This is a genomic window from Rouxiella silvae (assembly GCF_002093625.1).
GTDB classification, from domain to species: Bacteria; Pseudomonadota; Gammaproteobacteria; order Enterobacterales; family Enterobacteriaceae; genus Rouxiella; species Rouxiella silvae.
The window spans coordinates 46,336-58,786 of record NZ_MRWD01000032.1 but is presented as its reverse complement, the minus strand read 5'-3'; the positions used below and the strand labels follow the sequence as shown (position 1 = coordinate 58,786).

At 51.1% G+C, this 12,451-nt stretch carries 9 protein-coding genes and 1 tRNA gene; all 10 read right to left on the bottom strand.

Annotation, left to right across the window (positions count from 1 at the left end):
- Positions 1 to 306: 306 nt before the first annotated feature.
- On the bottom strand, positions 307 to 942 hold the full coding sequence (locus BS639_RS14110) for a DUF4145 domain-containing protein (RefSeq protein WP_084983401.1): 636 nt from the start codon (positions 940 to 942) through the stop codon (positions 307 to 309).
- Complete coding sequence (locus tag BS639_RS14105) at positions 935 to 2,542, bottom strand: site-specific integrase (protein ID WP_084983400.1); 1,608 nt, start codon at positions 2,540 to 2,542, stop codon at positions 935 to 937. The genes BS639_RS14110 and BS639_RS14105 overlap by 8 nt, the downstream gene beginning before the upstream one ends.
- Before the next feature lie 134 nt (positions 2,543 to 2,676).
- A tRNA-Gly gene (locus tag BS639_RS14100) sits at positions 2,677 to 2,750 on the bottom strand.
- 212 nt (positions 2,751 to 2,962) lie between these two features.
- Positions 2,963 to 4,294, bottom strand: a complete 1,332-nt coding sequence (locus BS639_RS14095; protein WP_084983399.1) for a cytochrome c — start codon at positions 4,292 to 4,294, stop codon at positions 2,963 to 2,965.
- 10 nt (positions 4,295 to 4,304) lie between these two features.
- Complete coding sequence (locus tag BS639_RS14090) at positions 4,305 to 6,089, bottom strand: GMC family oxidoreductase (RefSeq protein WP_084983398.1); 1,785 nt, start codon at positions 6,087 to 6,089, stop codon at positions 4,305 to 4,307.
- Positions 6,090 to 6,091: 2 nt separating this feature from the next.
- Positions 6,092 to 6,832 carry a gluconate 2-dehydrogenase subunit 3 family protein gene (locus BS639_RS14085; RefSeq protein WP_055772711.1) on the bottom strand — a complete coding sequence of 247 codons (741 nt, stop codon included), beginning with the start codon at positions 6,830 to 6,832 and terminating at the stop codon, positions 6,092 to 6,094.
- 342 nt (positions 6,833 to 7,174) lie between these two features.
- Positions 7,175 to 8,707: a lysine--tRNA ligase gene (lysS, locus tag BS639_RS14080; protein ID WP_055772708.1), complete on the bottom strand. Its 1,533-nt coding sequence runs from the start codon at positions 8,705 to 8,707 to the stop codon at positions 7,175 to 7,177.
- Between the two features lie 9 nt (positions 8,708 to 8,716).
- A protein-coding gene (prfB, locus tag BS639_RS14075) for a peptide chain release factor 2 (RefSeq protein WP_139804108.1) occupies positions 8,717 to 9,815 on the bottom strand; the annotation gives its coding sequence in 2 pieces (ribosomal slippage) (positions 8,717 to 9,739 and positions 9,741 to 9,815; 1,098 coding nt in all).
- Between the two features lie 129 nt (positions 9,816 to 9,944).
- The gene (recJ, locus tag BS639_RS14070; RefSeq protein ID WP_055772704.1) at positions 9,945 to 11,678 is read right to left on the bottom strand and encodes a single-stranded-DNA-specific exonuclease RecJ; all 1,734 of its coding nucleotides are present in this window, start codon (positions 11,676 to 11,678) and stop codon (positions 9,945 to 9,947) included.
- A gap of 62 nt (positions 11,679 to 11,740) precedes the next feature.
- Positions 11,741 to 12,448, bottom strand: coding sequence for a bifunctional protein-disulfide isomerase/oxidoreductase DsbC (gene dsbC, locus BS639_RS14065; RefSeq protein WP_055772701.1), 708 nt, complete (start codon positions 12,446 to 12,448; stop codon positions 11,741 to 11,743).
- Positions 12,449 to 12,451: the final 3 nt, after the last annotated feature.

Below are 12,451 nucleotides of genomic sequence, written 5' to 3'. Positions count from 1 at the left end.
CTTTTAATGATTATCTTTTAATTAAAACAATTAATTAAACTCTAAGTATCTTAATGGTCTTTAAGTAAATCTTTAAGTTTAAGCCCCTGTAGACCAGAGACCATAATTAAATATGATTTCTATTGCTATTCACTTATCGACTGACCCAGAGCACACAGGAAGCATTCTTTAAGTAGAACGCTTGGTGTCTGTAAATTGGTCATCCCGCCCCTGAAAGGATGCGATAAGTTACGGTTAATTTTCATAGAGGAAACACTTTATTGTCTTCCCTCTCCCCTTAGTGAGTCGTATTAGGTCTGTATTACCTTAAGCACTCTTTTTGTCCCGATTCTCAATGCCTTGCCGTGGTCCCTCAGGCATACTCTGGAACATCGTTTCGATTTCCTTTGGTCTCGTAATTCGGTCATCGACAATGATGTTCAGCAGCTTAAAGAGACCGTGTGTTAACTGTGGATCGTCATCAAGGCTAATCTCTCCGGGATGAACGGCCTGATTACCAACAATTCGACATATGTCTGCTGCTTGCTGGATACGAGGAGGCAGCCCCTTCTCAACGAGAGACTTAATATCAGCGTTAATGTTATTCCCCGGCTCGCCTAAGTGGACCATCAGTTTCTGGAGGCACAGACGGAGAAGCGCTGCGGCCCCTTTAGGAGACAGATTGATAATACTTCGGGCTTCCATGTAATCAGCCTTGCAGTCTTCCGGCATGTCTTGATTAGGCAACTCAACATTACCCGCAGCAGGGACCATCATTTTTTCTTCGAACCAATAGGCACTGTCGCCACAATGTGAACATGACGACATCTTGAAGGGTGTATCCTTTGACACCATATGCTGACCATTACCGAATAATGTACGCCAAAATTGCCGAGCATAAACCCCGCAATATGGACAATTAAAAGCCTCGCCTTCAAAAACTGCTGGGAAATACTCAGCCATTTAATCCAATCTCCTTATAAATTTCTGCCATTACATTAACCAATCTATCTACCTCAACCTCTTTAGCGTAGCGGTCATAGGTAATTGATCCTGAGCTATGACCCATAATCGCCTGAGCATACGCCAATTCAACCCCATGTTGTCTTAACTGGTTCCCAACTGTATGCCTGAACGAGTGGAACGCCAATCCGTCACGGTCAATAATAACCTTAGGTAACAACGTCCGGTTAAACCATTTGCTTACCTGCTCACCGTAACCATTCTTCATGAGGCGAAGTTCATTAAACACCATAGCATCCCCCCCACCAGTATTACTACGGGCTTCTACAAGCGTCATAAAGTCAGCCAATACAAAACCATAGGCTCCATCGACCAGAGGCACACAGCGATCACTGTGGGCATTCTTGATGCTCTTACCGGGTAAGCTACTGTCATCTTCATTGATATGGATATAAACGGTTCCGACTTCCGTGGCCCTGACATCCTTGACCTGTAGCTGAGCTACTTCATTAAGTCTTGCTCCAGTGATAGCAGCCAAAACGGTAACGTAATAGTGATAGGGCTTACCAGAAGGCTTTTGTGAGTAAACTTGGGCGGCATCCAATAGTTGATTTACTTGCACCGTAGAGAAAGCATTACGGGCCTCTGAAGCTTTACGCTGAGGAACCTTCAGTTCCAGACCCTCAGTCATATTCTTTTTGATCAGGTCGTTGCGTAAAGCCCACTTGAAGACAGCCGCCATCTTAATAAGATATTTATTATTGATAGTGACCACATCAAGACAATCAGTCTTATCTTCACGACTCAGCAGGTCAACCAACAGGATATCCTTAAAGCGCTGCTTACGATTCTTCGGTAACTGTTGGAGCACATCACGAACCTTGAGTATATCGGCCCTATTAGCATCAGCATTGAGACCGAGATAGCCGAAGATTTCAATTAATGTAGCGTGGGACGCTTTGTTTTCTTTTAAGGTGGCTGGCTTCCAGTTCTGAGCGTTTTCCGCTTCGTATTGCTCAAAGAGGCTCGCTACAGTGACCCCGGAATTAACTTCTGGAGCATTTACAGATAATGAAGCAGAGGTTTGATCACTTGAACGACTAACATCATTAAATCCATCGACGTAATCTATAAGAGGCTTACTGTCTCCAGCTTCGATGCGTTTCATGCACGCCTTGAGCACTTCCAGAGCCTCATTGATGTAACGATGCTGGTCAATGTTCAGGGGTTCACTCGCCAGCGCATCAGTAAGGCTCTCGCCTAATTCGCTGTACTGGTCCCGATAGAGATCTCTCATGTCTGGCTCGAATAGGTCTGAACGTCCCGTTGAAAGTTCCCACTCTGCAACTTCCCTAAGGTGCCCCCTCATTTCCTCATAGGTGGCATCAGGTCGGTCTGCATGGATTACTTTTAGTGCTGCCTTGATGTGCCGAGAGTGAGCCATAGCGGTACGCCTGTCCTTGGTCCGTAATGATACTGACGTAAGTTTATAACGTTTATGTTGTGGAAGCGAAGCCGGAAAGCGACCAATAGCCTTCATCCTAAGTCGGATATAGAAGACGCCATTGCGCTGATAAAGATAGGTTATTGAGTTGAGCATGTACTGAGACCTTAGGTCCGCTCACTACGTCAACAAAGTTAGTCACAGTGTTGGTTACAGTGAGTAAAACTATCGGAAGGCTTTGAGCCATATCCCTTAGGATTCAGTAAATTGAGATGCTTTAAGAAAGGTCATGGAGCGGGTGAAGGGAATCGAACCCTCGTATGCAGCTTGGGAAGCTACCGTTCTACCATTGAACTACACCCGCTTCGGTGTGTGGCTGGCATTATAACGGGTTACGCAGTACTAGCAAGGAATGCATCCAAATAATTGCTGAGGATTTAAGCATTTAGCTCAAAAAACATAAAGGGGTCGCCTGTATCACAGGCGACCCCTTTGTTTATTAACAGCGCTTAAATGAAGAAACGCATCTCATGCTTAATCGATGCCGTACCTTGTGCAAACAGCGGCCAGCGCGGGTTACTCAATCGGCGTCAGCAGTTCGATATTCTGATTACCTAACTGTTTTGGATTGGTGATGACATTTTTGTCTTCACGGATCTTTTTGACATCGTCGGCGGTGACGGGTTCTTGCGCCATGTTGCCCCAGCTGGTGCGGATAAATTTCACCACGTCTGCCACCTGCTGGTTGTTCAAACGCCAGCCGAAAGCAGGCATGGTGATGTTCGAAGGTGCACCGATAACGCCCGGCAATGTATTACCGGTCAGCACGATGTGGATAAGCGACGTTGGATCTTTCGCCAGCACCACCGGATTGCCTTTCAGCTCTGGGAAGAAGCGCTTATAGCCAGTGCCATCGGTCTTGTGACACGCGGCGCAGCTGTCAACATACACGGCGGCGCCGGGTTTGCTGTCGTCACCTTTCCACAGCGCTTTTGCCACGCTGTCGTCCGGCTTGAAGGCCGGTTTGCTGCTGTCTTTGGCATCCAGCGACTTAAGGTAGCGAGCGATTGCCGTGGCGTCTTCCGGCGTCAGGTACTGCAAGCTGTGTTTCACCACGTCGGTCATGCCGCCAAATACGGCGGTGTGATCGTTACGGCCGGTGCGCAGGAACTGCACCAGATCGTCTTCGCTCCAGCGACCCAATCCGTCCTGATTATCGCCACGCAGATTGCTGGCGGTCCAGCCATCGACGGGCGCAGCACTGCCGGAGAGGAAGTTATTGCCCTCGCCATTGTTCATGGCTTTTTCCTGCATAGTGATGCTGCGCGGGGTGTGGCAAGCGCCGCAGTGACCCAGGCCTTCAACCAGATAACGGCCGCGCGCAAGCTGCGAGTCTTCATCAAGTTTACCGGCGAAAGGCTGCACCTTCGGCGCGAAAGCGGTACGCCAGATAGCCAGAGGCCATCTCATAGAGAGCGGCCACGGAATATCGCTGTCACGGTTAGGTTCGGCAACCGGCTCAACGCCGTGCATGAAGTAGGCATACAGCGCCTTCATATCTTCATCGCTCACTACGGAATAGGACGGGAACGGCATCGCCGGATACAGCGTTTGACCGTTTTTCGCCACACCTTTACGCACTGCTTTTTCAAAATCTTCGAGCGTATAATCGCCAATACCGTTGGTTTTATCCGGTGTGATGTTCGTGGAATAAATAGCCCCTATCGGGGTGACCATTTTTAGCCCACCTGCAAACGGCTTGCCGCCCGCGGTGGTATGGCAGGCAACACAGTCACCGGCTCTCGCCAGATATTCACCGCGTTTAATCAGGTCCGCATTGGCGTTATCATCGGCCAAGGCAGCAAAGGCCACCGATCCCAAGAACAAGGCAGAAAGTAATGTTTTCATAGCGATATCCTTATGCCTGTACCAGTGGGCCTGGGTTTTTCAAATAGGTCTCACGAATTGCTTTTGCAGACCAGTAAGTCAATGCTGCCACCATGCCAGTTGGGTTATAGCCCAGTCCCTGCGGGAAAGCGGAGGCGCCCGGCACAAAGACGTTGTGCACGTCCCAGCTTTGCAAATAGCGGTTAACGGCGCTGGTTTTTGGATCTTCGCCCATAATCGCCCCGCCATTCATGTGGGTGGTCTGATAAACCGTGCTGTCAAAATGCGTATTGGCATTTTTAGGCGCGCCGGTGATCAGTTTCGGGTTCATCGCTTCGGCAATCTTGTGCATCTTGTCGTACATAAATTGCGACATCTTCACGTCATTTTCCTGCCAGTCAAAGGTCATGCGCAGCAGCGGCTGGCCGTAGACGTCTTTGTAGGTAGGGTCGAGGTCAAGATAGTTAGCACGATAAGACTGATGCGCCCCGTGGGCATCCATTGAAACGTTATGAGTATAAGCATCGGCTACCGCGGCCTTCCACTTGCTGCCCCAGTTTGGCGTACCTGGAGGGATCGGCAAACCTGAAATCGGCTTGGAACCGGCCTGGTTTACCCAGAACGGCGAGCCGCCGACAAAGCCGTATTTGGCATGATCGAAGTTGTCGGCGTTGAAATCGTCGACGCCCACCCCTGCTCCACCGGCACCTATAAAGGTGTTGGTGAACTTGTCGGTCTCAAAGAAGGTTTTGATGGTGGTCAGGTTCTGGTAGGCAAAGTTGCGGCCCACTACACCTTCGTTGGTCACCGGATCATAAGGTTTACCGATGCCGGAAAGTAGCATCAGGTGAACGTTGTGGAACTGGAACGCAGAGAGAATAACCAGGTCAGCGGGTTGCTCAACCTGCTGGCCCAGCGCGTCCACGTAGGTCACGCCGGTCGCGCGTTTTTTGTCACCCGTTAGGTTAACACGCAGCACGTAGGCGTTGTTGCGCAGCTCAAACGTAGACTCCTGACGCAGCGACGGCAGAATATTGACGTTCGGTGAAGCTTTGGAATACATGTAGCACGCATAGCCGCTGCAGTATCCGCAGAAGTTGCACGGGCCCATCTGTGCGCCGTAGGTGTTGGTATAAGGGCCTGAGGTGTTGGCCGATGGCAGATCGTAAGGATGATACCCCACCGACTCCGCCGCCTGAGCAAACAGTTGGGCAGAATAAGTGCGTTTTTGTGCCGGAAGCGGGAAACGGTCGGAGCGGTCTGGCGCAAACGGATTTCCGCCTTTATCTTTGCCAACTAGCTGACCTTTAATCGTCCACGGCGAACCGGAAGTACCAAACACTTTCTCAGCTTTGTCGAAGAACGGCTCCAGCTCGTTATAGTTAACGCCGAAGTCCTGAATGGTCATACCCTCAGGAATAAATTTCTTGCCGTAGCGTTCTTCATAGTGGCTGCGCAGGTTCAGTTCGACAGGATCCACGCGGAAATGCACGCCTGACCAGTGCAGACCTGCACCACCGGTACCGGTCCCAGGAAGAAACGCATTAAGTTGGCGATAAGGTAAGGCGGTCTGGGTCACGTTGTGACGAATAGTCACGGTGCTTTTCGACAAGTCCTGGAACAGCTTTTTACGAATGTTATAGGTCAGCTCATCCACTACCTGCGGATAGGCGCCGTCTGGATAGGTATCTCGGCTCGGGCCACGCTCAAGCGCAACCACGCTCAAACCGGCTTCGGTCAGCTCTTTGGCCATAATTGAACCGGCCCAACCAAAACCGACGATGACTGCATCTACTTTCTTCATTGCTTTAGTCATAATTACGCTCTTTCACCACTGATAGACACCGGCGGGAACGGATAACGTTCGCCGCGTTCAACCCAGTCCATAAAGTCTGCACGGGCACCGGGGAATCCGATGAGCTTCCAGCCGACCATCTGGTGATTGCCACCGTGGATAGGGTCACTGAAGAAGCCTTCACGGGTGTTTTGCAGCAGGAAAGAGAAGAAAACTTTGCTCGGAACCTGTTTGAACTCAGCCTTGCCGCTCTCAAATTCCATCAGCAGGGACTCTTGCTGCTCTGTCGTCAGCTCAGTGAATACCTTGCCGAACTTGGCTTTCGAGTAGTCGTTGGCATCGCTGATACCCAGCTGATAAATCGCGAAAGGCCCCAGCGGCAGCTGGTAACCAAAATCATGTTCGGCTTCGGGATGAAACGGCCCCTGCATGTACCAGTTGGCACCGGTGGCGTAAGGCGTGTCCATTTGACGGTCGATAAACTCGGGCACACCGGCTTCCAGCGCGCCAGGTCCACGATCGTCTGCCGGGATCAGTCGCGCAACGGCAGCTTGAACAAAAGCATACTCTTCGGCGGTAAACTTGGTGGGGTGATAATCAGGCGCTTTCACAGCGGATGACGACTCGGACGGTTTTTTTTCATCGGCCTGAGCCGGCGCTGACATAGCCATGAAACCGGTTCCATTTAAAGCCACAGCGGGAGCAATTGCGATGGTTTTGAGAAGGAAGTCTCGACGGGAATTTCCAGTAGTTTTAGACGACATAGCGGGTGTTGAATAACCAAAATGTTGGGGAAATTTGTTATACGCCTATTACCAGCGTTATAAGTTGTTAATTCCTTCCTTACATATAAGGAAGAATATGTAAAAATTTTACCACAATGTTAATGAGTGTAATTGGCTATTGATGCCAATAAATGTTTCGTCCTGTAAAATCATGCTTATAAAATACAAATAATCTTGTAATTTTTACGCATAAATTTTAAGGATACGATTCACCTTCTAGCAGGTTTTTTACTGTAAAAAAGTGAGGATATTTAGAGGGATACGACTAGATAGTGAAGAAAATAAATCACCCTCTCCTTTGCAGAAGAGGGTGTGGCACGGTTATTTCTGTGGGCGCATCGCCGGGAACAGAATAACGTCGCGGATGGTGTGGCTGTTGGTAAACAGCATAACCATACGGTCGATACCAATGCCGAGGCCGGCGGTTGGTGGCATACCGTGTTCCAGAGCGGTCACGTAGTCTTCATCATAGAACATTGCTTCGTCATCGCCTGCGTCTTTCGCCGCAACCTGGTCGGCAAAGCGCTGAGCCTGATCTTCTGCGTCATTGAGCTCAGAGAAGCCGTTACCGATTTCACGTCCGCCGATGAAGAACTCGAAGCGATCGGTCACTTCTGGGTTATCGTCGTTGCGGCGCGCCAGTGGAGAAACCTCTGCCGGATATTCAGTAATGAAGGTTGGCTGAATGAGTTGGCTTTCAGCGGTTTCTTCAAAGATTTCACAAACTATACGGCCCAGACCCCAGCTTTTCTCGATTTTAATACCAAGAGATTCCGCGATAACCGTCGCCTTCGCCATGTCTGCCAGATCGGCTACGTTGGTTTCAGGACGATATTTAAGGATCGCTTCGGTCATGGTCAGCTTGGTAAACGGCTTACCGAAGTCGAAGGTTTGATCGCCATACTGCACAACACTGCTGCCAAGAACGGTTTCGGTCAGCGTGCGGAACAAAGATTCTGTCAGCACAATCAGGTCACGGTAGTCCGCATACGCCATATAGAGTTCCATCATGGTGAACTCTGGGTTATGACGCGGAGAAACGCCTTCGTTACGGAAGTTACGGTTGATCTCGAACACGCGATCGAAGCCGCCCACCACCAAACGCTTCAAATACAGCTCTGGTGCAATACGCAGGTACATATCGATGTCCAGCGCATTGTGGTGAGTGATAAACGGACGCGCAGAAGCACCACCGGGAATAACCTGCATCATCGGCGTTTCAACTTCCATAAAGTCCTGCTCAACCATGAACTTGCGGATGCCAGCCATGATTTGTGAGCGGATTTTAAAGGTGTTGCGCGACTCGTCGTTAGCAATCAGATCAAGATAACGCTGACGATAACGGGTTTCCTGATCGGCAAGGCCGTGGAACTTGTCTGGCAACGGACGCAGCGCTTTAGTCAACAGACGCAGTTCAGTAACGTGGATAGAGAGTTCGCCGGTCTTGGTTTTGAACAGCTTACCGCGAGCGCCGAGGATATCGCCCAGGTCCCACTTCTTGAACTCTTCGTTGTACTGACCTTCAAGCAGGTCGTCACGCGAAACGTACAGCTGAATGCGGCCGCCGACGTCTTGCAAGGTGACGAAAGACGCTTTACCCATGATACGGCGGGTCATCATACGGCCACCGACGGTGACTTCGACGTTCAGCGCTTCCAGCTCTTCGTTTTCTTTGTTGCCATATTCAGCGTGCAGTGCATCGGAAATGCTATCACGACGGAAATCGTTCGGGAAAGCGATGCCTTTTTCACGCAAAAGGGCCAGCTTCTCACGACGCGCTTTCAGCTCGTTGTTAAGTTCCTGCACGTGTTCTGCGCCCTGTGGCTGCTGCCCAGATGGTTGTTGCTCAGACATTTCGGTTCCTTATAACCCGGCTTTCAAACTTGCTTCGATGAATTTATCCAGGTCGCCATCTAATACGGCCTGTGTATTGCGTGTTTCAACACCTGTGCGCAGGTCTTTGATACGAGAGTCATCCAGAACGTAGGAACGGATCTGGCTGCCCCAACCGATATCAGACTTGTTGTCTTCCGCCTGTTGTTTATCAGCATTTTTCTTTTGCATTTCATACTCATAAAGCTTAGCTTTCAGCTGCTTCATGGCCTGATCTTTGTTCTTATGCTGTGAACGGTCGTTCTGACACTGCACCACAATGTTGGTTGGCATGTGGGTAATACGTACCGCAGATTCGGTTTTGTTGACGTGCTGACCACCGGCACCGGAGGCACGATAAACGTCGATACGCAAATCTGACGGATTGATTTCGATATCAATATCGTCGTCAACTTCAGGATAAACGAACACCGAACTGAAGGAGGTATGGCGACGACCGCCCGAGTCGAACGGGCTTTTACGTACCAGGCGATGCACGCCGGTTTCAGTACGCAGCCAGCCGAACGCGTAGTCACCAATGATTTTGACGGTGGCCGATTTGGTGCCAGCAACGTCGCCATCAGATTCTTCAATGATTTCGGTTTTGAAGCCGCGAGAATCGGCCCAACGCAGGAACATACGCAGCAGCATGCTGGCCCAGTCCTGAGCCTCGGTGCCGCCGGAGCCTGCCTGGATATCCAGATAGCAGTCGGCACTGTCGTATTCGCCAGAGAACATACGACGGAATTCAAGCTGTTCAAGCTTGGCCATCAGCACGTCAAGTTCAGCTACGGCTTCGTTAAATGTTTCTTCGTCTTCAGCTTCAATTGCCAGCTCAAGCAGACCGGTCACGTCTTCACGGCCCTGAGTCAGCTCATCGATAGTATCGACAATGGCTTCCAACGCCGAGCGCTCTTTGCCCAGCGCCTGTGCGCGTTCAGGTTCATTCCATACGTCCGGCTGTTCCAGCTCGGCATTTACTTCTTCGAGGCGTTCTTTCTTGGCATCATAGTCAAAGATACCCCCTAATAACCGCGGCCCTTTCAGCCAAGTCTTGAATGCGGTTTTTTACCGGATTAATTTCAAACATGATTTTTTCGCGTCTTACGTTGAGTAAAATCTGGCACAGCGCCATTCGAACCGCACATTCTAAAGGAATATGCGGCTGTTTTATAGCAAGTCGAGTGACAATTACACTAATGAAGGGATATTGCGTGACTTAGCGTGGCCACAGGTGCTGGATCATCAGTTGAACGTTACGGTTACCGCGGTATTCGTTGATATCCAGCTTGTAGGCCAGTTGAACCTCACGCACGCTGCTGTCGGGCCATAAAGTGGGGTCGATATTAAAAGCAATACCGTCCAATAACGGGCCGCCGCCCAGCGGTTCGATCATCAGTTTCAAATGCCGCTCTTTTAAAAGCTTCTGCTGCAGAATGCGGAAAGTACCGTCGAATACCGGTTCTGGGAACGACTGCCCCCACGGACCTCCCTCGCGAATCTGCTCGGCAGTTTCAAGAGACATCTGCTGAGATGTCAGTTCGCCGTCAGACCATACCACGCCCTCAAGATAAGACGGGTCGAGCCATTCGCCCACCAGCTCGGCAAAAAGATCGCGGAACTGGTCAAATTTATCCGCTTCGAGCGAAAGCCCCGCAGCCATTGCATGACCGCCAAACTTCATCATCAGCCCGGGATTAAGGGTATCAAGCCGCTCCAGCGCGTCGCGCATGTGCAACCCATTGATCGACCGGCCCGAACCTTTGAGCACGCCATCACCCGCAGGAGCAAAGGCAATGACAGGACGGTTAAAGCGTTCTTTCAAGCGCGAAGCCAGTATACCCACCACGCCCTGATGCCACTCAGGATGATACATCGCCAGCCCGAACGGTAGATTCTCAGTACTGGTTTCCAGCTTCTCACACAGCGCCAGCGCTTCAACCTGCATACCCTGCTCGATTTCACGACGCATCAGATTCAGGGCGTCAAGGTCGCCCGCTAAGGCCCTCGCCTGCGCCATGTCTTCGCTGAGCAGCAGTGCTACACCCACCGACATGTCGTCAAGCCGCCCCGCCGCATTGAGCCGTGGCCCAAGCGCAAAACCCAAGTCACTGGCGGTGAGCTGGCGTGCCTCGCGCCCTGCGACTTCGAGCAACGCACGAACGCCTGGGCGGCACTTACCGGCGCGAATTCGGTTAAGCCCCTGATAAACCAAAATTCTGTTGTTGGTATCCAGCGGCACCACATCGGCGACAGTTCCTAACGCAACCAAGTCCAGCCATTCGGCCAAATTAGGCATCGGCAGGCCGCTCTGCTCAAACCAGCCGTTTTCGCGAAGCGAGCTGCGCAGCGCCAGCATCAAATAAAATGCTACACCAACGCCCGCCAGCGATTTGGACGGAAAAGCACAGCCGTGCAAATTAGGATTGATAATCGCTTCGGCAGCCGGCAGCGTTTCACCCGGCAAGTGGTGGTCAGTGATCAGTACCTGAATGCCCTTTTCATGTGCCAGCTCAACGCCCGCATGCGATGAAATACCGTTATCAACGGTGAGGATCAACTGTGCGCCGCGCGCCGCAGCCTGCTCAACCACTTCCGGACTTAGCCCGTAGCCGTCTTCAAAACGATTAGGCACCAAATATTTCACGCCGTCGTAGCCCATACTGCGCAGCGACAACACGGTCAGCGCGGTACTGGTTGCACCGTCGGCGTCAAAGTCCCCGACAATCATAATCTGTAGACGCTCAGACAGGGCGTTTCGCAGCAGTTTTACGGCATCATCAATGCCATCGAGCTGTTTATAATCGAGCAAACCGCGTACGCCGCGCTCAAGTTCCTGACTCTGTTTTACTCCGCGCATGGCGTAAAGACGACGTAGCAAAGGGGGCAGGTCCGCGGGTAAATCGGCGCCTTCCTGTGCCTCACGACGGCGAAGCTGGGTCTTGACTGTCACGAAAATCAACCACCTATATAATTTTGGACGGCAGAGATGTCATCCCGCCGTCCGTTAAAGTCTTATGCTTTGATACCCAGCATGGCGGCCATTGCCTCAGGCGGTTGGTAACCCGGAACCAGCGTTCCGTCTTCCAGCACCACGGCCGGTGTACCCGTTACGCCAAGCTGTTGACCTAGCTCAAAGTGTTTGGAAATATCGACCTTGCTGTCGGCAGTTTTGGCAATAGGGGAAACTGCGTCACCGCGCATCGCCTCATCCAGCGCCTTTTTGCGGTCACCGGTATTCCAGATTGACTGCATTTCTTTTTCAGTTGGCGACCCCAAACCGGCGCGCGGGAAGGCTAGATAACGCACGGTAATGCCGAGATCGTTATAGCCCTTCATCTGCTGATGCAGTTTGTGGCAATAGCCGCAGGTGATGTCGGTGAACACCGTGATCACCCGTTGCTCTTTCGCCGCCTTATAAACGATCATCTCATTTTGCAAGGCGTTGAGCTTAGTGATCAATGCCTGATTGCTAAGATTAACCGGACGCTCACCGCTCACGTCATACAAAGGGCCTTGCAGCACATATTTACCGTCTTCACTGACGTAAATTACACCCTGCGGAGTCGTTACCGCTTTTAAGCCCTTGATAGGCGAGGTGTTCACTTGTGGATTTTCAAGGCCAATCTTCTTGAAGGTGTTTTTCATGGCGGCGTCGTCGGCGTGTGCTGCCTGAGTCAAACCAGTGGCCACCAGGGCCAGCATGAGTAAAGTCTTTTTCATCGT

Coding starts and splice junctions, on each gene's coding strand:
- BS639_RS14095 (WP_084983399.1), bottom strand. CDS start 4,294: ATGAAAACATTACTTTCTGCCTTGTTCTTGGGATCGGTGGCCTTTGCT.
- lysS (WP_055772708.1), bottom strand. CDS start 8,707: ATGTCTGAGCAACAACCATCTGGGCAGCAGCCACAGGGCGCAGAACAC.
- BS639_RS14085 (WP_055772711.1), bottom strand. CDS start 6,832: ATGTCGTCTAAAACTACTGGAAATTCCCGTCGAGACTTCCTTCTCAAA.
- BS639_RS14110 (WP_084983401.1), bottom strand. CDS start 942: ATGGCTGAGTATTTCCCAGCAGTTTTTGAAGGCGAGGCTTTTAATTGT.
- dsbC (WP_055772701.1), bottom strand. CDS start 12,448: ATGAAAAAGACTTTACTCATGCTGGCCCTGGTGGCCACTGGTTTGACT.
- BS639_RS14105 (WP_084983400.1), bottom strand. CDS start 2,542: ATGCTCAACTCAATAACCTATCTTTATCAGCGCAATGGCGTCTTCTAT.
- BS639_RS14090 (WP_084983398.1), bottom strand. CDS start 6,089: ATGACTAAAGCAATGAAGAAAGTAGATGCAGTCATCGTCGGTTTTGGT.